The organism is Peteryoungia rhizophila (genome assembly GCF_004912145.1).
GTDB lineage: Bacteria > Pseudomonadota > Alphaproteobacteria > Rhizobiales > Rhizobiaceae > Allorhizobium > Allorhizobium rhizophilum.
In genome coordinates, this window is record NZ_STGT01000003.1 from 790,509 (window position 1) to 809,264 (window position 18,756).

At 63.7% G+C, this 18,756-nt stretch carries 15 protein-coding genes; 3 read left to right on the plus strand and 12 right to left on the minus strand.

Annotated features, from left to right (window positions below; all coding sequences use genetic code 11):
- Positions 1–13: 13 nt before the first annotated feature.
- Both E9677_RS14990 and E9677_RS14995 read left to right on the plus strand, forming a co-directional pair.
- Positions 14–2,368, plus strand: a complete 2,355-nt coding sequence (locus E9677_RS14990) for a PAS domain-containing sensor histidine kinase (RefSeq protein WP_136558859.1) — start codon at positions 14–16, stop codon at positions 2,366–2,368.
- Positions 2,369–2,451: 83 nt separating this feature from the next.
- Entirely contained in the window at positions 2,452–3,996 is a 1,545-nt protein-coding gene (locus E9677_RS14995) for a flippase (protein WP_136558860.1), read from the plus strand.
- Between the two features lie 7 nt (positions 3,997–4,003).
- Here E9677_RS14995 and E9677_RS15000 read toward each other — a convergent pair whose 3' ends face one another.
- From E9677_RS15000 to E9677_RS15015, 4 genes are all read right to left on the minus strand, one after another.
- Positions 4,004–6,958 (minus strand): bifunctional [glutamine synthetase] adenylyltransferase/[glutamine synthetase]-adenylyl-L-tyrosine phosphorylase, encoded by a 2,955-nt coding sequence (locus tag E9677_RS15000; RefSeq protein WP_136558861.1) that lies wholly within the window; start codon positions 6,956–6,958, stop codon positions 4,004–4,006.
- Positions 6,959–7,012: 54 nt separating this feature from the next.
- Positions 7,013–8,428 carry a sensor histidine kinase gene (locus tag E9677_RS15005; RefSeq protein ID WP_136558862.1) on the minus strand — a complete coding sequence of 472 codons (1,416 nt, stop codon included), beginning with the start codon at positions 8,426–8,428 and terminating at the stop codon, positions 7,013–7,015.
- Position 8,429: 1 nt separating this feature from the next.
- Positions 8,430–9,188 carry a response regulator transcription factor gene (locus tag E9677_RS15010; protein WP_136558863.1) on the minus strand — a complete coding sequence of 253 codons (759 nt, stop codon included), beginning with the start codon at positions 9,186–9,188 and terminating at the stop codon, positions 8,430–8,432.
- A 97-nt stretch (positions 9,189–9,285) separates the two neighbouring features.
- Positions 9,286–10,833, minus strand: coding sequence for a Do family serine endopeptidase (locus E9677_RS15015; RefSeq protein ID WP_235882961.1), 1,548 nt, complete (start codon positions 10,831–10,833; stop codon positions 9,286–9,288).
- A 207-nt stretch (positions 10,834–11,040) separates the two neighbouring features.
- Between E9677_RS15015 and E9677_RS15020 the strand changes: the two genes are divergently transcribed.
- Complete coding sequence (locus E9677_RS15020; protein WP_136558865.1) at positions 11,041–11,301, plus strand: CopG family ribbon-helix-helix protein; 261 nt, start codon at positions 11,041–11,043, stop codon at positions 11,299–11,301.
- Between the two features lie 31 nt (positions 11,302–11,332).
- Here E9677_RS15020 and E9677_RS15025 read toward each other — a convergent pair whose 3' ends face one another.
- The 8 genes from E9677_RS15025 to E9677_RS15060 all read right to left on the minus strand — a co-directional run bounded on the left by E9677_RS15025 (position 11,333) and on the right by E9677_RS15060 (position 18,668).
- Positions 11,333–11,791 carry a cytochrome c-type biogenesis protein gene (locus tag E9677_RS15025; protein ID WP_136559074.1) on the minus strand — a complete coding sequence of 153 codons (459 nt, stop codon included), beginning with the start codon at positions 11,789–11,791 and terminating at the stop codon, positions 11,333–11,335.
- Positions 11,792–11,931: 140 nt separating this feature from the next.
- Positions 11,932–13,920: a heme lyase CcmF/NrfE family subunit gene (locus E9677_RS15030; RefSeq protein ID WP_136558866.1), complete on the minus strand. Its 1,989-nt coding sequence runs from the start codon at positions 13,918–13,920 to the stop codon at positions 11,932–11,934.
- Positions 13,917–14,369: a cytochrome c maturation protein CcmE gene (gene ccmE / locus E9677_RS15035; protein ID WP_136558867.1), complete on the minus strand. Its 453-nt coding sequence runs from the start codon at positions 14,367–14,369 to the stop codon at positions 13,917–13,919. Before ccmE ends, E9677_RS15030 begins: the two co-directional genes overlap by 4 nt.
- Positions 14,366–15,586: a c-type cytochrome biogenesis protein CcmI gene (gene ccmI / locus E9677_RS15040; protein ID WP_136558868.1), complete on the minus strand. Its 1,221-nt coding sequence runs from the start codon at positions 15,584–15,586 to the stop codon at positions 14,366–14,368. Before ccmI ends, ccmE begins: the two co-directional genes overlap by 4 nt.
- A gap of 194 nt (positions 15,587–15,780) precedes the next feature.
- A complete protein-coding gene (locus E9677_RS15045) occupies positions 15,781–16,194 on the minus strand; it encodes a hypothetical protein (protein WP_136558869.1) in 414 nt (137 codons plus the stop codon).
- A 123-nt stretch (positions 16,195–16,317) separates the two neighbouring features.
- Positions 16,318–17,712, minus strand: coding sequence for a sensor histidine kinase (locus E9677_RS15050; RefSeq protein WP_136558870.1), 1,395 nt, complete (start codon positions 17,710–17,712; stop codon positions 16,318–16,320).
- Positions 17,709–18,374: a response regulator transcription factor gene (locus tag E9677_RS15055; RefSeq protein WP_136558871.1), complete on the minus strand. Its 666-nt coding sequence runs from the start codon at positions 18,372–18,374 to the stop codon at positions 17,709–17,711. Before E9677_RS15055 ends, E9677_RS15050 begins: the two co-directional genes overlap by 4 nt.
- A 57-nt stretch (positions 18,375–18,431) precedes the next feature.
- A complete protein-coding gene (locus E9677_RS15060; protein ID WP_136558872.1) occupies positions 18,432–18,668 on the minus strand; it encodes a hypothetical protein in 237 nt (78 codons plus the stop codon).
- Positions 18,669–18,756: the final 88 nt, after the last annotated feature.

Sequence of the window (18,756 nt, forward strand, 5' to 3'; positions counted from 1 at the left end):
AGAGGCAGGGACGATGTTGGACGCGCGGCGGGTCACCGCAGCCGATGAGCGGCTGCGCATCAAATTTTCGGACATGGGGGCATTTTTCGGACGGATCGGGGAAGTGCTGTTCGGTGCGTCGTCGTCCAATCCGGGGCAAAGCACCGCCCGTTCGCGACGGATCGAGACGATCCTGCGCCGGGCCATTCCGATCCTCATCCTCGCCTTTCTCGCCGTGGTGGCGCTCGCCCGAACCATCGGGATCATGAACGAGTACCAGCGCATGGAAGTGTCCGTGCGCCAGTCGACGGCGCTGATCGCGGCAACGGCCAATGCCGTCTTCGATGAAAGGGTCGCCCTCTTCGAAATGCGCGACCGCGCTGAGGCCGAGAAGCGCCTCACGAACTTCCTCGACCGCGGACATTTCGCCAATGGCGCCTTCGTGCTGCTGGTCGATCCGGCCGGCCGGGTGTTCGCGGCGTCGCCCGAGGCCAAGGCCCAGGTCGGCCTCTCCCTTTCGAGCCTCCTGCCCGAAGTCATGACCTTCCGTCAGTCCGGCAGCCGTGCCGGCGCCATCGACACCGAACTCAACGGCGTGCCGCATCATGCGATCTTCACGCCGATCGGCACGGACGGTGCGATGATCGTGACCGCCCACACGCTGCAGGCCGTCGGCGATTTCTGGCGCCGTGAGCTGTCGCTCAACACGACGCTCTTCACCTGCATCACCGTCATCCTCTTCGTCATCCTCTATGCCTATTTCTACCAGGTGAAGCGGGCACGCGAGGCGGACGACACCTTCCTCGAATCCAATCTGCGCGTCGAAACCGCGCTCGCCCGCGGCCGCTGTGGCCTCTGGGACTTCGACCTCGAGAGCCGCAAGCTAGTCTGGTCGCGCTCGATGTACGAGATGCTGGGCCTTGCCCCCTCCTCCCAGCCACTCGCCTTTGCCGATGCCGCCCGCCTGATGCATCCCGATGACGGCAATCTCTATGCCCTTGCCCGCTCCGTCGGCCGTGGCAGCTCGCGTCACATCGATCAGATCTTCCGCATGCGCCACGCCCAGGGCCACTATGTCTGGATGCGCGCCCGCGCCCAGATCATCTCGACGAACACCGGTGAACTGCATGTCATCGGCATCGCCATGGACGTCACCGAGCAGCATCGTCTCGCCCAACGTTATGCCGAAGCCGACCAGCGCCTCGCCGACGCCATCGAATGCACATCTGAAGCCTTCGTGCTCTGGGACAAGAACGACAAGCTGGTGGCCTGGAACGGCCATTTCCAGAAGGTCTACGGTCTGCCGGATGCCGTGCTGGTGCCGGGCAAGGAACGCGCCCTGGTGCTGGCTGCTGCCGGGAAGCCGATCATCCAGCGCCGCATTGCCGATGCCGACGACGGCACCAATTCGCGCACCTCGGAAGTCCAGCTCGCCGACGAGCGCTGGCTGCAGATCAACGAACGCCGCACCCGTGACGGTGGCCTCGTCTCCGTCGGCACGGACATCACGCTGCTCAAGCGCCACCAGGAGCGCCTGCGCGAGCAGGAGCGCCGGCTGATGGCCACGATCGGCGATCTCTCCGCCTCGCAGAAGATCCTCGAGCGCCAGAAAACCGAACTGTCCGACGCGAACGAAAAGTATATCGCCGAGAAGCAGAATGCCGAGGCTGCCAACAAGGCGAAATCGGAATTCCTCGCCAATATGAGCCACGAGCTGCGCACCCCGCTCAACGCCATCCTCGGCTTCTCGGAAATCCTGCTCGCTCGCATGTTCGGCCCGGTCGGCTCGCCGAAATACGAGGAATATGCCAAGGACATTCACGAAAGCGGCAAGCACCTCCTCAACGTCATCAACGACATCCTCGACATGTCGAAGATCGAGGCGGGCCAGATGAAGATCCGCTGCGAGACGATCGATCTCTGCCCCCTGATCGAAGAGAGCATGCGCCTCACTGCGATCCCGGCAGAAGAGAAGAACATCATTGTCGAGCAGAGCGTCGAAGCCGGCCTCTCCCTCATCGCCGATCGCCGCGCGATCAAGCAGATCCTGCTCAACATCCTCTCCAATGCCGTGAAGTTCACCAACGACGGCGGCAAGATCGCTCTTCGGGCCCGCAAGGTTCAGGGTGCCGTGATCGTCTCCATCGCCGACACCGGGATCGGCATCCCGAAAAGCGCGCTCAGCAAGATCGGCAATCCCTTCGAGCAGGTGCAGAGCCAATATGCCAAGTCGAAGGGTGGCTCAGGCCTCGGCCTTGCCATCTCCCGCTCTCTGGTCGGCCTGCATGGCGGCAACTTGAAGATCCGCTCCCGCGAAGGCCAGGGCACAGTCGTGGCGCTACGCATCCCTGATGTCACCTTCACCCAAGGACACAAGCGGCGCGCCTGACAGCGCCGCCCCCGTTCACCCACTGGTAACCCTTCCCGCCGAATAGAAGCCCGGACTTACCCATCCGTAAGGGTCACCGGGCCATGACAGGCTCGGGACAGTCCGGCGAGAAGCCGCAGGGACAAACAGGGACCGCAATGGCCAGTGAAGGCAAGCCGCGCAATCGGCTCTATGTCAATTTCATCATCAACCTGATCGGCGCTCTGTTGCCGATCCCGGTGATGATCCTGACCGTCCCCGTCTATATCGATTACGTCGGCGATGCCCGTTACGGCGTCATCTCCCTAATCTGGGTGATGATCGGCTATCTCGGCTTTCTTGAGCTTGGCCTTGCCCCCGCCACCATCAATGCACTGGCCCGCCTCGACCATTCCGACCAGCGCGAACGCGCCCGCGTCATCGTCACGTCCTTCACCATCAATGCGTCGATGACCTTCTTCGGCGCCTTCCTGCTCTATCTGCTCGGCTCTTATATCGTCGGCGGCGTTGTGCAGGTCCCGCTCGAGATCGAGGATGAAGTGAAGGCGGCCATGCCCTGGATCGCGCTTCTCTTGCCGCTCGTCATCCTGAACGGTGCCGGCATCGATGCGATCGAAGCACGGGAGAATTTCGCGCTCGCCAATGTCCTGCAGGTCTCGGGCGCGATCTTCGCGCAGATCCTGCCGCTCGCCTTCGCCGTCTTCGTCTCGCCGGACCTCGGCACCGTCATCCCCGGCGCGGTCCTTGCCCGTGTGCTGCTGATGCTCGCCATCTTCGTCGCGATCAACCGGATCGAGGGCCCCATCCGGATCACCGATTTCGATATGGAACGGGCGCGCAAGCTCCTGTCCTATGGTGGCTGGGTGACGATTTCCTCGGTGCTCACTCCGATCCTCGGTTCGCTCGACCAGCTGATGGTCGGCCGCTTCTTCGGCGTCGCCGCCGTCACCTATTACGCCGTGCCGCTCAACCTGATCTCGCGCAGCCAGATCATCCCGGGCGCCATCTCGCGGGCGATCTTCCCGCGCCTTGCAAGCTCTGAGGCCGAGGAAGCCAAGACGCTCAGCGCCCGCGTCCTGGTTGTCACCGCCCTCCTCTATGGCGGCATCTGCGCATCGATCATCCTGCTGATGGACCCGCTGCTGACGCTCTGGCTGGGCGAAGCCTTTGCCGAGCGGGCGCGCCTGCCTGCCACGATCCTCGTCACCTCGATCTGGCTCAATTCGCTGATCTTCGCACCCTACTGGCTGATCCACAGCCAGCGCCGGCCGGATCTCATCGCCAAGCTGCATCTTGGCCTGCTCGTCCCCTTCGCCGGCGTGCTCGTCCTGCTGACCATGCAATTCGGCATCGTCGGTGCAGCGATTGCTGCGGCGCTGCGTTCGCTCTTCGATTTCAGCGGCCATCTGGCCCTGAGCGGCATCCTGCGCCGCGTCGTCCTGCCGCTCGCCTTGCCCTTCGCCCTGCTCGCGGCTGCGACCCTTGCCCATCTGACGATCAACGACTGGCTCACCGCCTTCATTCTCGCCTGCGCCGTCTGGCCGGTGGTGGCGCTCCTCGTTTTCCTGCTCGACCGCGCCACCTTCAACCTGCTCCTCGGCTTCGGCCTGAAGCCGTTGAAGCTGATCAGCGGCCGAGGCGACGCATAGAGCAGCGTCAGCCGGCCACCACCCGCGAAAACACCTTGCGCACGGCCTTTGACAGCCGCTTGATCTCGGCTTCCGTCGCCTTCAGGTCAGGGCAGTCAGCCGCGCGTGCCACGCGGTCGGTAAGACCCGCCGGGACGTTTGCGGGATCGAAGGGTCCATCGATGCAGAGCCGGATGACCTGCGACAGATCGGTATAGAGCTTCAAGGCAGCCAGACACGTGTCGAGATCGTTGGGGTCGATGAGCTTACCCAAGGCCTTTAACGCATCCGCCGTCGACAGCTCGTTGGTGCGGACGCGGAGCCCCTTGGCCGGGGCCACGAGCGCCAGATATTGCGCGATGAACTCAATGTCGATCAGGCCACCGGGAATGAGCTTGACGTCCCAGATATCCTTCGGCGGCTTCTCCTGTTCGATCAGCGCCCGCATCTCGACGACGTCCTTGGTGGTCTTCGCCGTATCCCTCGGCGCCGCGAGCACCTCCTCGACGATGCCTTCGGCCTCCTCCATCAGGCTCTGGTCGCCGCAGAGCATGCGCGCCCTGGACAGCGCCATGTGCTCCCAGGTCCAGGCCTCTTCGCGCTGATAGCGGGCGAAAGAGCGCAGCCGCGTCGCGACCGGCCCCTTGTTGCCGGATGGCCGAAGCCGCATGTCGACCTCGTAGAGCACGCCTTCGGCCGTCGGCGCCGAGAGCGCCGCGATGAGCCGCTGGGTCAGCCTCGTGAAATATCGCACCGGATCGAGCGGCTTGGCGCCAGCCGATTCCGCCGCCTCATCGTCATGTTCGTAGAGCAGGATCAGGTCGACATCCGAGCCCGCAGTCAGTTCGAAGGAGCCGAGTTTGCCCATACCGGCGAGTGCCACCCGACCACCGGGTATCTTGCCATGAGCTGCCTCCATCTCCGCAACAACCGCCTTCAAGGCCTCGTCGATGACGAGGCCGGCAAGATCGGTGAAGGCATGTCCGGCCTGGGCGCCGCCGATCGAGCCGGTCAGCAAGCGGATCCCGATCAGGAAGCGCTGCTCGGCGGCGAAGATGCGCAGCCGGTCGAGGATTTCCTCATAGTGGCGGGCGCTGGAGAGAAAACTCTTCAGGCGCTTGCCGAGATAGTCGCGAGTGGGAAGTTCAACCAGAAGGCCCGGATCCAGCATACCGTCAAAGACATGCGGGCGCTGGGCGATGATCTCGGCGAGCCGCGGAGCAGCCGCCATGATGTTGACCATCCGGTGGAGAAGGGCGGGATTGTTGCCGAGCAGGGAAAAGAGCTGGATGCCGGCGGGCAGGCCCGACAGGAAGCTGTCGAAGCGCAGCAGCGCCTCGTCCGCCCGCCGGCTCTCGCCGAAGGCCTTCAAAAGATCCGGCGTCATCTCGGTCAACCGCTCGCGCGCTTCCACCGATTGCGTGGCGCGGTAGCGACCATAATGCCAGGTGCGGATGACACGGGAAATGTCCTCCGGCCGCTCGAAGCCGAGGCCCTTCAGGGTCTTCAGTGTATCCGGATCATCCTGCTGGCCGGTAAAGACGAGATTGCCGGTCGAACTCGACAGGCCCTCTTCCTTTTCAAACAGTCGGGCATAGCGTTTTTCGACCGTCTTCAGCGCCGTTTCCAGTGCCCGGGAGAAGGCCGTCGTGTCGATGAAACCCAGCATGAAGGCGATGCGCTTCAGCTCTGCCTCCGTCTCCGGCAGCACATGGGTCTGCTCGTCATGCACCATCTGGATGCGGTGTTCGACATCGCGCAGGAACCAGTAGCAGTCGGTCAGCTCCTCCGCCGTCTGCCCGTCGATCCAGCGCGCAGACGCGAGCGCCTTCAACGCCTCCTCGGTCGGGCGGCAGCGCAGGTCCGGCATGCGGCCACCGGCGATCAGCTGCTGCGTCTGGGCGAAAAACTCGATCTCGCGAATGCCGCCGCGGCCGAGCTTGACGTTGTGCCCCTTCACTGCGATCGCGCCATGGCCCTTGTGCACATGGATCTGGCGCTTGATCGAATGGATGTCGGCAATCGCCGCATAGTCGAGATATTTGCGGAAGACGAAGGGCACGAGTTCCCGCAGGAACCCCTCGCCGGCCTTCAGGTCGCCGGCCACCGGCCGCGCCTTGATGAAGGCCGCGCGTTCCCAGTTCTGGCCCCTGCCCTCGTAATAGATCAGCGCCGCCTCGACCGGGACTGCGAGCGGCGTCGAGCCCGGATCGGGGCGCAGCCGCAAGTCGGTGCGGAAGACATAACCGTCGGCCGTGCGCTCCTGCAGGATACGCACAAGACGGCGCATCATCCGGCCATAGGTCTCCATGGCATCATCGGGGTCCTTCAGGATGCCGGCTTCCGGATCGTAGAAGATGACCAGGTCGATGTCGGAGGAATAGTTGAGCTCGCGCGCACCAAGCTTGCCCATGCCGAGCACGAGAAGCCCGCTGCCTTCGGCCGGATTGTCGCGATCCTTCAGCGTCAGCTTGCCGCCGTCATGACCAGCCAGCAGCAGGTGATCGATCGCCGCCGCTACCGCCGCATCGGCCACGGCACTCAGCCAGGCGGTCGTGTCGCGCGCGGTGAAGACGCGGGCGAGATCGGCGACAGCGGTGAGAAAGGCCACCTTGCGTTTGGCACGCCTCAGCCGTGCCATAACCTCCGCCTCGGAAGGTGCGGCACCGGATGCGTCGGGCTTCCAGGCGGTGCGGGCTTCGTCAATCGCGTCGAGGAGCTGTGGCTCCAGGGGAACCGTCACGGATTCGAGCAGCAGCGACGGCTTCAGGTTCGCGACATCGCGCAGATAGGGGGAAAGGGTGAAGGCCGAGAGCACGAATTGGCGCAGCGGTCCTTCTGTCGAGAGATGCTCGGCAAGTCCCGGCTCCTGCTTCGTCAGGTCTTTCAGCAGGCTGGCTGCCGCTTTCAGTTCCGTCTGGTTGAGCGGACGGATCACGCCCTCCACCACATCGGACAATCTGCTCGTCCTGCCGTCTCCCATCAGCGTCTCCTATCCCGGCCGAGATTTCTTGGCGAATCTCCAGCCCGGGCTAGGTTACGGCCTCATTCCGGGAAAGACCATGGTCGCCGTCAGGCCCGGATGGTCAGGGTGGCCACGCGTGTCGGACAGGACCAGCCGCCCGCCATGCAGGGCCATGATCGCCTCGACCAGCGAAAGCCCCAGCCCCGTGCCGGGCTTCGAACGGCTCTTGTCCAGCCGCACGAAGCGCTTGACCACCTCGCCGCGTTTGTCTTCTGGAATGCCCGGCCCCTGGTCCGAGACCGAAATTTCCACACCCTCGGCCCCACGCGACACGCGCACCCTTATTTCCGAAGCGGCCTCTCCCTGACTGCCGTATTTGATCGCATTGTCGATCAGATTGGCGATCGCCTGGCCCACGAGTTCGCGGTTGCCGCGTACCGACAAGCCCGGTGCTATCTGGCAGACCATGATCTGGCCCGCCTCTTCCGCTACCGGCTCGTAGAGTTCGGCGCTATCCGCAGCGATGGCGGATATGTCGATGTCGGTGAGTTCCGCCGCGATCGACCCTGCCTCGACGCGGGAGATCATCAAAAGCGCGTTGAAGGTGCGGATCAGCTGGTCGGATTCGGAAATGATCGTTTCCAGCGCCACTTTCCTCGCCTGCGCATCATCCTCGTTCAGCGCATCGGCCGCCTTGTTGCGCAGGCGCGTCAGCGGTGTTTTCAGGTCGTGGGCGATATTGTCGGAAACCTGTTTCAGGCCCTCGTTCAACTGCTCGATACGCCCCAGCATGCCGTTCAACGACGACGACAGGCGGTCGAACTCGTCACCCGAGCCAGAGACCGGAAGCCGCTGCGAGAGGTCACCCGCCATGATCTTCTGGCTCGCCGCCGAAACACGGTCGATGCGTTTCAGCGCATTGCGGCCGATGGCAAACCAGATGACCACCGCGCCCACGCCCATGATCAGCAGTGCCACCATCAGCGCCTGGCGCACGAGCAGCCGAAGCTTGCCCGGCTCGCCGAGATCGCGGCCGACGAGGACCCTGATACCATTGTCCAGCAGGAAAACATGGCCGGTCGCTAGATGGCGCTTCACGCCGCCGCTGTCAGTATAGCGTTGGTAGCGGAACGGAAACTTGGTCCAGCCCTCCTCGTCGAACACACCGGGCTGCAGGGAGGCGACGTTGCCCGCGAGGATCTCGCCGTTCGGGCTGGCGATCACGTAGAGGTTCGCCCCCGGCTGGCGGGCGCGGCGCTCCATGGTCCGCAAGAGCTGGTTGATCCCACCGCGTTCGAAGGCCCCCTGGATCTCCGTCACTTCCTGGCGCAGCGCGTCACGTGTTTGGTTGTTCAGTATACGCTCGGCAAGCCCCGTCACGTAGAAGACGAGAAAGGCAGCGCAAAGCGCGAAAAGAACGATGTAGAGGGCGGAAAGCCGGACGGCCGTCGACTTGGCCAGCACCCCGAGTCGGGACTTCAGCTGCATGTCAGCCTTCGTCCTTGATCATGTAACCCGCGCCGCGCACGGTCTTCAGAAGCGGCCGGTCAAAATCCTTCTCGATTTTCGAGCGCAGGCGCGAGACATGCACGTCGATGACATTGGTCTGCGGGTCGAAGTGATAGTCCCAAACGTGTTCGAGCAGCATGGTGCGGGTCACCACCTGGCCGGCATTTTTCATCAGATATTCGAGCAGACGGAATTCGCGCGGCTGCAGCAGTATCTCCTTCCCCGCCCGTTTCACCTCATGGGAGAGGCGATCGAGCTCGAGATCGCCGACGCGGTAGGCCATGTCCTGCTCCGGCTTGCCCTTGCGGCGACCTAGCACCTCGACGCGGGCGAGCAATTCGGAAAAGGCATAAGGTTTCGGCAGGTAGTCGTCACCACCGGCGCGCAGGCCCGTGACCCGATCGTCGACCTGGCCGAGGGCCGAAAGGATGAGGACGGGCGTATCAATGCCGCGCTTGCGCAACTCGCTGATGACCGACAGGCCGTCCCGGCGCGGCAACATGCGGTCGACGACCATCACGTCATAGGTGTTTTCCGTGCCCATGAAGAGGCCACTTTCGCCGTCACTGGCGTGATCGGCGACAATGCCGGCCTCGCGAAAGGCCTTGGTCATGTAGGCTGCGGCTTCCAGATCGTCTTCGATGACAAGTATTTTCATGCGCGCGACATTAGCCTCGGCATCCGCCACCGTATAGCCGGTTTCGCCGGACTTCGGCTGTCCTTGTTCCGCGATCCCCATGCTTCGTCCTTTCCTGACACGAGACGGTCACCGACCGCCGGAAACGACAAAGGGCGCCGCCGGTCCTCGACCGCCGGCGCCCCATGTCACATCACAATCAGCCCTGGTTGATCGGGAGAGCCACGAAGCGGCTGCCGCTTTCCGATTCGACCTGGAAGAGCGCCCGGGTACGGCCGTCCTTTTTGGCCTGGTCGAGGACCTTCTGCACGTCGGCAGCAGACGAGACTTCCTGGTTGTTGACCGAGGTGATCGTCTCGCCGGCCTTCAGGCCCTTGTCGGCGGCATCGCTGTCGGGATCGACATCGACGATCGCAAGGCCGTTTCCGCCATCGGCTGGACGAACCGAAAGACCGAGGTTCGACAGTTCCTGCTCGGCTTCCGGAGCCGGAGCCGCGTTGTTCTCGGTCTCTGCGCTCGCGGCCTGGTCTGCCGGCAGTTCGCCGAGCTTGACCTTGACTTCGGTCGCCTTGCCATCACGCCACAGCGACACGTCCACGGTGGTGTCAGGTGCATAAGCTGCGATGCGGCGAGCGAGTTCACGCGGATCCTTGACCGGATCGCCGTTGACCGCCGTCACCACGTCCCCCTGCTTGATGCCCGCCGCTTCACCGGGCGAACCGGCCTGCGGGGCGACGACGAGGGCGCCACTGTCTTCGGCGAGGCCGAGGCTATCGGCGATGTCCTGAGTGACCGGCTGGATCTGCACGCCGAGCCAGCCGCGCGAAACCGTGCCTGTTTCCTTGAGCTTGGCGATGACATCAGTCGCGACCGAGGCCGGGATGGCGAAGGCGATGCCGACATTGCCGCCCGAGGGCGAGAAGATGGCGGTGTTGATGCCGACCACTTCGCCGTTCAGGTTGAAGCCGGGACCACCCGAATTGCCGCGGTTCACGGCCGCATCGATCTGCAGGTAGTCGTCATAGGGGCCGGAGCCGATGTTGCGGCCGCGGGCCGAGATGATGCCGGCGGTCACGGTGCCGCCGAGGCCGAAGGGATTGCCGACTGCGACAACCCAGTCACCGACGCGGACCTTCTCGTCGTCTGCGAACTTCACATAGGTGAACTTCGTGTCGGGCTCGTCGATCTTGAGCAGCGCGAGGTCGGTGCGACTGTCCTTGCCGACCAGCTTGGCATCGTATTCCTTGCCGTCGTTCATCACGATGGTGAAGGCAGCACCGTCATCGATGACGTGGTTGTTGGTGACGATATAGCCGTCTTCGGAGATGAAGAAGCCGGAGCCTTGCGAGGTCGGACGCAGGCGACCCGGGCCACGCTCGGCGCGCGGGCCACGGTCACCGCGCGGGGCTTCCATGCCAGGACCACCGAATTCGCGGAAGAAGCGCTTCAACGGGTGATCATCCGGCAGGTCCTCGAAGCTGCGGCCGCCGAAGTTGAAGGAGAAATTGCTTTCGTCGGACGACGTGTTCTGGACATTCGACTGGACGCGGACGGAGACGACGGCCGGCAGGACGGCCTGGACGACGTCGCCGAAGCTCGGAACCTGCGGCGCGTTCACTTCCACCGGTGCGGCAAGCGCCGGCACAGCGGCGAAGGGGGCAGCCGTCACCAGCATCATGGCGGCGAGGCCCGCTGAGGTGGAGGTCTTCAGGATCGATTTCAGCGAACGACCTTTGTTCTCGGACATGTGATCTACCTTCATCTGTTCTTCTGACTGGAGCCGCCGGACAACCCGGCGGTGGGAAGCGGTGGATGAGGAGAGATATAGGAGCTGTCAGGTTACGGCGAACTGTACGGCAGATGAATTGTTGGTAATGTTTGGAGGCTGATTGGGATGCATTTGACCCAACCTGCACCGAAGCTACACTCCGTATTACAAACGGAGCAAAAAGCGATGCCGAAACAGAAGCTGTCCGATCCAATCACGCTTAGATTACCGCTCGACCTTCTGGCCGAGATCCAAGCGGTTGCGGATGCTTGCGAACGCAGCCGTAGCTGGGTCATGGTAAGGGCGCTGAAGGCCTACATGGCCCAGGAAGGTCGCGAGATCGAGGAAATGGCAGAGGCGCAGAAAGCGACGGCCAGTGGCGAGGGAATAGACGCCGACGACGTGCTTACCGAGCTAGACGCCGTCATCAAGGGCGCTCCGGCGTGAAAGTCACCTTCTCGCCCACGGCCTGACCTCGTCACTCCCGATCCAGCAACTTCCCCAGTCGTGCTTCCTCCTCCGGCGAAAGCTTTGCCACCGGCTGCACGGCCCGCCTGCGCGTATAAACGACAGCCACGATAAGCCCGATGATAGCAAGTGCTGCCGGTGCGCCCCAAAGCCCGATTGTGCGGACACTGAGCCTCGGCTTAAGCAGCACGAATTCCCCGTAGCGCGACACGACATAATCCAGCACCTGCTCGTCGCTATCGCCCCCCACCAGCCGCTCGCGCACCACCACGCGCAGGTCGCGGGCCAGTTCTGCATTGGAATCGTCGATCGACTGGTTCTGGCAGACCATGCAGCGCAGTTCCGCCGACAGTGCCCGCGCCCGCTGTTCGAGAGCGGGATCGGCGAGCACTTCGTCCGGATTGACCGCGAAGGCGTGGATCGGGGTGAGAAGAAGGGCGAGAAAGAGGAAAAGGCGCCGAAGTGTCAGACGTCGTAGCCCCTCACCCTGACCCTCTCCCCGCCAGCGGGGAGAGGGAATGGCTGATATCGGCGGGTTCGCCCTTCTCCCCGCCTGCGGGGAGAAGGTGGCGGCAGCCGGATGAGGGGCAATCTTCTGAAACCAGGCCATCACTCCGCAGCCTCCAGCGCCGGCTTCGCCGCCACCTTGGCCCGCTTCGGCGCGCCAACACGCAGTCTGCGGTCGGAGAGCGATACGATACCGCCCGCCATCATCACGATCGTGCCGTACCAGATGCAGAGGATCCAGGGTTTCCACCAGACGCGGACGACGATGCCGCCATCTGCCATCGGGTCACCCAGCGACACATAGAGCTGGCTGAAGCCGAAGGTGACGATGCCGGCTTCCGTCGTCGGCATCTGGCGGGCGGTGTAAAGTCGCTTCGAAGACCAGACATCGGCCACTTCGACACCACCCTCGCGGATGGTGAAATGCCCCTGGTCCTCGGTGTAATTCGGTCCCGTGGCGGCGCGAATGCCGTCGAAGGTCACGACGTAACCGCCGGCCTCCGCCGTCATGCCCGGCTTCATCTCGACCACGGTTTCCGTTTCGAAGGTGGTGACCGCGACGACGCCAAGCACGGTCAAGCCCATACCGAAATGCGCAAGCGCCGTGCCGAAAGCCGAACGCGGCAGGCCCTTGAGGCGGCTCCAGGCTGTCGACAGCGGATGCTTGCCGAAACCGGCGCGGTACCAGAGATCGGAGAGAGCGCCGCCCATGACGAAGAAGGCGAGCGCCAGGCCGGCCACCGCCATGATAGGCCCGCCGTTCTGGGCGTACCAGAGCCCGAGACCGAGAACGAGCGAGAGTGCGGCCGCCACGTAAAGCCGCTGAAGGGCAGCCAGGAGATCGCCGCGCTTCCAGGCGAGGAAGGGCCCGAAGGGCACCGCCAGCAGGAGCGGGATCATCAGAAGCCCGAAGGTAATGTTGAAGAAGGGCGGACCAACCGAGATCTTCTCGCCCGTCAGCGTCTCCAAAAGCAGCGGATAAAGCGTGCCGATCAGCACCGAAGCGGTGGAGACCGTCAGGATCAGGTTGTTGAGGACGAGTGCGCCCTCACGCGAGATCGGCTGGAACAGGCCGCCGGCCTTCAGCATCGGCGCGCGCAGCAAAAAGAGGGTGAAGGCCCCGCCGATGAAGATCACGAGAATCCCGAGAATGAACACGCCGCGCGTCGGATCGGTCGCGAAGGCGTGCACCGAGGTGAGCACGCCCGAGCGCACCAGGAAGGTGCCGAGCAGCGACAGCGAAAAAGCGATGATGGCGAGCAGCACCGTCCAGATCTTCAAGGCATCGCGCTTTTCCATCACGAGCGCCGAATGCAGAAGCGCCGTGCCCGCCAGCCAGGGCATGAAGGAGGCGTTTTCGACCGGGTCCCAGAACCACCAGCCACCCCAGCCGAGTTCGTAATAGGCCCAGTAGGAGCCCATCGAGATGCCGGCCGTCAGGAATACCCAGGCCGCCAGCGTCCAGGGCCGCACCCAACGTGCCCAGGCGGCATCGATGCGTCCGTCCATCAGAGCGGCAATCGCAAAGGAGAAACAGACGGAGAAGCCGACATAGCCAAGATAGAGCAGCGGCGGATGGATCGCGAGGCCGATATCCTGCAGGACCGGATTGAGGTCCTGCCCCTCGGCCGGGATCGGCGACAGGCGGATGAAGGGGTTCGAGGTCAGGAGAATGAAGAGCGTGAAGGCCGTCGTGATCCAGGCCTGGACCGCCAGCACATTCGCCTTGAGCCGATCCGGCAGGTTGGTGCCGAAAAAGGCGACCATGGCGCTGAAGAAGGCGAGTATCAGCACCCAGAGCAGCATCGAGCCTTCATGGTTCCCCCAGACGCCGGAGACCTTGTAGATCATCGGCTTCAGCGAGTGAGAGTTCTGGAAGACGTTCTGCACCGAGAAGTCGGAGACGACATAGCCGAAGGTGAGGACCGCGAAGGAAAAGGCGACGAGCAGGAAGAGCGCATAGGTGCCGGTCGTCGCCACCGCCATCATCGCCGCATCCCCGCGCCGCGCGCCGATCACCGGCAGAATGGAGACGACGAGACAGGTGGCGAGCGCCAGCACGAGAGCATAATGGCCAAGCTCGATGATCATTGGATCTCTTCCTTGCCGCTGAGTTCCACCCCTTGCGCCTTCAGACGATCGGCCACGTCCTTCGGCATATAGGTCTCGTCGTGTTTGGCGAGCACGGTGTCTGCCACGAAGACCTTGCCCACGCCCTCGAAGCGCCCTTCCGCCACCACCCCCTGCCCCTCGCGGAACAGGTCGGGCAGGATGCCGGTATAGGTGACGGGAAGCTCGCTCAGCGTGTCCGTGACCGTGAAGGTGATCGTCGAGCCCTCGCCGCGCACGACGGAGCCCGTCTCGACCAGTCCGCCGAGGCGGATGCGGGTGCCCGGCTGCAGGTCGGCCTTGGCGAGATCACCCGGCACATAGAAGTAAGCGATCGATTGCCCGAAGGCGAACATGATCAAAAGCACAGCCGTCAGAATGAAACCCATGCCGCCGGCAATCACCGCGAGGCGTTTCTGTTTGCGGGTCATTGGCTCACCTCTTCGACATCAAGGCCAAGCTCTTTTGCCATGGCAATCAGCTGCTGCCCCTCGGCGCCCGCAGCCGGGAAGGCCTTGAGACCATCCTTCAGCGCGGCTTCCGCCCGGTTCGTATCCTTCAGCATGGCATAGGAGCGGACGAGCCGCATCCAGCCTTCGAAATTGTTGGGATCTTCCTTCAGCCGCGCATCGAGGCTCGCCACCATGCCGCGGATCATTTCGCCGCGATCGGCCTCTGACATCTGTTGAGCATTGGCAATGTCGTCTGCAGAGGGGTTGCCGGGTGCTGCCGGATTGGCGGCGGTCGGGGCCTGTTGGGGCGCAGCCACTTGGGGCGACGCATTGGCAAGCGGCACGCCAGCGCTGTTGGCCGCAATGTGCTGGTTGACCAGCGCCATCCAGGGCGCCGTCGGCGGAGAGGCTGCGGCAATCGCCTGGAAGGCGGCGAGCGCCTCCGCCCGGCGACCGGATTGTTCGAGCGCCAGCGCCAGATAGAAATCGGCACGCGGATTGTTCGGCTCGATCTTCAGCGCCGCCTGGAAGGCCATCTGTGCATCGTCGGTGACGATCCCGTCATTGCGCAGCACCAGCGTTTCGCCGAGACCGTTCATACGCTCGGCATCAGGGCCCAGAATGCGGATCGCATTGCGAAAGGCGAGTTCGGCATCCGGCAGGCGGCCGATACGGAAATAGACGGGCGCCAGCACGTTCCAGCCATTGCCATCCTCAGGATTGCCCGCCAGATGCCGCTCTACCTTGGCCACGAGAAGGTCGACGTCATCACCCGGGTTCTCGATCCGGGCCGCAAGCGGCGCATCGAGCGTTCCGGGGCTCCCGATTTCGAGATACCCGGCAAGCCCGATAACGGGAAGACAGAGAAGGATGAAGGCCTGGGAGAAGGTGTAGCGACGGCGCCCGACAGGCCGGGCCGCAGAGGCTTCCGATGGTTCGGCCCCCTCCCCACCAGTCTTCGCACGGCCAGCGATCGCCAGAAGGCGGCGGCCGATTTCGGCGCGGGCATAATCGGCATCATCAGCCGAAATCAGGCCTGACGCCTTGTCCCGGTCCAGTTCGCGCAACTGGTCGCGATACACGGCCGCCTCGCCCTCGTCATAGAGGGACGCACGGGCCGAAGCTCGCATCAGCGGAGAGAGCAGGACGACGGCAACGAGGACCGTCAGCAGGGCGGAGATGATCCAGAACAACATGAAACTCAATTACGGCAAGGACGGGTGTAATCCAACAGTCAAACACCCCCTGACGGAAAGTTGAGGCGTTTGGCCGCAAGAATTCTCTATGCCGCCATAACCGGCCCAGCCTTGACCCAAGTCAAGTGGGGAGGATTGGCTTTGCCATCTGAAGATCAAATTTCGGCTTTAAGGTCACGTTTGGGTCGGCCCGTTCAGCTCAGCGGGGTCCAGGTGCCGTTCGGATTGCGGCAGGCCGCACCGCGGGCCTGCAATTCGCGACCGTTGCTCACAACCTTGTGGGTGAACTGCCGGCAGTTCTGCTTCCCGACCTGATAGGGCGCTGCCGCAACCACTTCGCCGCGAACGTTACCGCCCGCCCATGTCACAGGCTGACCACCTGGAGCTGCCTCCAGCGCCCGGTATTCGGCTTCGAGTGCGCGCTGCGTCTCGCTGCGCGACAGTTCGACGCCCGCTCGGGCCACGATCCCGCCTTGCAGGGCCGTAATGTAGACAGCAGAACTGGCCCTGGCAGAGGCGGTCCGGCCATTGCCCGAGGTGGTGCAGCCCATAAGGGCAAGCGTCAGCAGGCCGGTGGCTGCCAGTATCCCGAAGCGCTTCACACCCATCAGACCGTTCCAAGTCCCGTCGAATTGTTGATGCCGAACGGCGCCGACCACGCTTTCGTGCACGACACCGTCAGCCGGCCAAATGCCGTCCTATACACCTATGTAATTTCACAGGAAAATCAATCACGCAGTGTCCTTGGTCACAGCAGGTAGGATCAACTGTGCGCGAAGTCCACCAATCCCGGCCCGCGACAGGCCGAATGTGCCCTGATATTCACCGGAAATCTCCTTGACGATGGACAGACCCAGACCCGTTCCAGGCTTGCTTTCGTCCAGCCTTCGGCCGCGTTTCAGCGCCTCGCCGATCTGCTCGGGTGCCAGGCCGGGCCCGTCGTCCTCGACGACCACCTCGATCCACCCGCGCCGTCCGTCCGTCAGGTCGTCCTCGCGCGTCGTCATGACGACCCGGGTCACCACCTTGGTGCGGGCGAAGCGGGCGGCGTTTTCGAGCAGATTGCCGACGACTTCCTCGACGTCCTGCTGCTCCATGGCAAAGGTGAGATCCGGCTCGACAATCAGGTCGAAGGCGATGTCCGCGTTCAGTTTGCGCATGACGCGAGCGAGCCGCTCCAGAACCGGCTGGGCCTCGGTGCGGGCAAGAACGCTGTCGCGCTGGGCGGCAATCCGGGCGCGGTTGAGGTAGGAGGCGACCTGCGCCTGCATGGCCTCGGCCTGGGAGGCGATCACCTCCTCCTGGCTCTTGTCCAGCGTGCGCGCTTCGTTGAGCATCACGGCGATCGGCGTCTTCAGCGAATGGGCGAGATTGCCCACCTGCATGCGCGCCCGCTCGACGATGCGCCTGTTGCTGTCGATCAGCGCGTTGATCTCGTTGGCGAGTGGCAGGATCTCGCTCGGAAAGTCGCCCTCGATCCGCTCGGCCTCGCCGCGGCGTATGCGCTCCAGCGCCCTGCGGGCGCGGTCGAGCGGCTTCAGGCCGTAGAGAATGGCAAGACCGTTGACGATCAGGCCGCCGATGCCGACCAGAGCCAGCGCCCCGTAGAGCCGGCTGGTGAAGAAGGTGATTTCGTCCTCGATGACCTGCAGATTGCCAGAAACGCGAAACCGGGCCGCCCGGCCCTGGTCATCCAGCACGACCTCGGTTTCAGCGACGCGGATCTGGTTGCCGACCTCGTCGGCCATCTCGTAGAAGCGCTCGTAATTCTGGTCAAAGGGCGTCACCTCGACATCCGGCACGGCGAGGTTGGCAACCCCCAGAGATGCGGAGGCAAGCGGTGCGGTCGCATAATTGCCGAGCGGCTCGACCAGCCAGTACCAGCCGGTCGCGGGCTGGGAAAACCGGAGGTCCCCGAGCGCCGGCGAGCCGGCCAGGCTATCGCCGTCCCCGATCGAGACGGAATTGACGACATTGTAGAGCTGGGCACGCAGGAGATTGTTGAAGCCGCGTTCGACGCCCTGACGGTAGAGGGCGGAAATCGCCACCGCGATGGTGACCAGACCGAGTGCCGACCAGAGGGTGGCAAGCAAAAGGACGCGCGCGGTGAGCGAGCGGATCCTCATTTCGCCGGGGCTTGCATTCGGTAGCCGAGGCCGCGCACCGTCTCGATCATGTCGACGCCGAGCTTCTTGCGCAGACGGCCGACAAAGACCTCGATCGTGTTGGAATCCCGGTCGAAATCCTGATCGTATAGATGCTCGACCAATTCGGTGCGCGAGACGACTTCTCCCATGTGATGCATGAGATAGGACAAGAGCCGGTATTCATGCGAGGTGAGCTTCAGCGTCAGGCCATCGACGGTCGCCTTGGAACTCTTGGTGTCGAGGCGGACCGGACCGCAGACGATCTCCGAGGAGGCATGACCGGCCGCGCGGCGGATCAGCGCCCGGATGCGTGCGAGCACTTCCTCGACATGGAAGGGTTTCGTCACATAATCGTCAGCGCCAGCATCGATCCCGGCCACCTTGTCCGACCAGCGGTCACGGGCCGTCAGGATCAGCACGGGCATAACCCGGCTCGCAGCACGCCATTTTTCCAGCACCGTGATGCCGTCCATCTCGGGAAGGCCGATGTCGAGGATGACGGCGTCATAGGGTTCGGTGTCGCCGAGGAAATGCCCCTCTTCACCATCGAAAGCCTTGTCGACGACATACCCCGCTTCCTGCAGGGCCTCGACGAGCTGGCGGTTCAGGTTGGCATCGTCTTCAACGACGAGAATGCGCATGCGGTTCACCCCTTAGATCGGCGGAAAGCTAGGCCATCGACACTGTCGGTGTCCCGGTCACTGCGCCACGCGCATGGTGACCTTGCGCGGCCGCTCGTTGCCACTGCCCGGAACGAGCACGACGATCACGCATTCACCGCCCGATTCGTGCACGGAAAGCAACTGCCCGCCGACTTCGGCCACGACCCTTGCTGCCGCCGCCCGGCAATCCGCCGCCACGGCATCGCTTCCGATCGCCGGAGCTGCCACGGTCAAGGCCAATGCCAGGCCCGCGTATTTCATGAAAGATGCCATTGCTGCTTCTTCTTGGGTGACGTCCACTTCGGCGAATTATGTACCGCAAGGCGTCTGAATGGCAAATGAATGCCTGGTAATCTTATGG

Excerpts from the sequence above, each read along its gene's own strand:
- E9677_RS14990 (WP_136558859.1), top strand. The coding sequence starts at position 14 with ATGTTGGACGCGCGGCGGGTCACCGCAGCCGATGAGCGGCTGCGCATC.
- E9677_RS15060 (WP_136558872.1), bottom strand. The coding sequence starts at position 18,668 with ATGGCATCTTTCATGAAATACGCGGGCCTGGCATTGGCCTTGACCGTG.
- E9677_RS15000 (WP_136558861.1), bottom strand. The coding sequence starts at position 6,958 with ATGGGAGACGGCAGGACGAGCAGATTGTCCGATGTGGTGGAGGGCGTG.
- E9677_RS15010 (WP_136558863.1), bottom strand. The coding sequence starts at position 9,188 with ATGGGGATCGCGGAACAAGGACAGCCGAAGTCCGGCGAAACCGGCTAT.
- E9677_RS15055 (WP_136558871.1), bottom strand. The coding sequence starts at position 18,374 with ATGCGCATTCTCGTCGTTGAAGACGATGCCAACCTGAACCGCCAGCTC.
- E9677_RS15030 (WP_136558866.1), bottom strand. The coding sequence starts at position 13,920 with ATGATCATCGAGCTTGGCCATTATGCTCTCGTGCTGGCGCTCGCCACC.
- E9677_RS15045 (WP_136558869.1), bottom strand. The coding sequence starts at position 16,194 with ATGGGTGTGAAGCGCTTCGGGATACTGGCAGCCACCGGCCTGCTGACG.
- ccmI (WP_136558868.1), bottom strand. The coding sequence starts at position 15,586 with ATGTTGTTCTGGATCATCTCCGCCCTGCTGACGGTCCTCGTTGCCGTC.
- E9677_RS14995 (WP_136558860.1), top strand. The coding sequence starts at position 2,452 with ATGACAGGCTCGGGACAGTCCGGCGAGAAGCCGCAGGGACAAACAGGG.
- E9677_RS15020 (WP_136558865.1), top strand. The coding sequence starts at position 11,041 with ATGCCGAAACAGAAGCTGTCCGATCCAATCACGCTTAGATTACCGCTC.
- E9677_RS15005 (WP_136558862.1), bottom strand. The coding sequence starts at position 8,428 with ATGCAGCTGAAGTCCCGACTCGGGGTGCTGGCCAAGTCGACGGCCGTC.
- E9677_RS15015 (WP_235882961.1), bottom strand. The coding sequence starts at position 10,833 with ATGTCCGAGAACAAAGGTCGTTCGCTGAAATCGATCCTGAAGACCTCC.
- ccmE (WP_136558867.1), bottom strand. The coding sequence starts at position 14,369 with ATGACCCGCAAACAGAAACGCCTCGCGGTGATTGCCGGCGGCATGGGT.
- E9677_RS15050 (WP_136558870.1), bottom strand. The coding sequence starts at position 17,712 with ATGAGGATCCGCTCGCTCACCGCGCGCGTCCTTTTGCTTGCCACCCTC.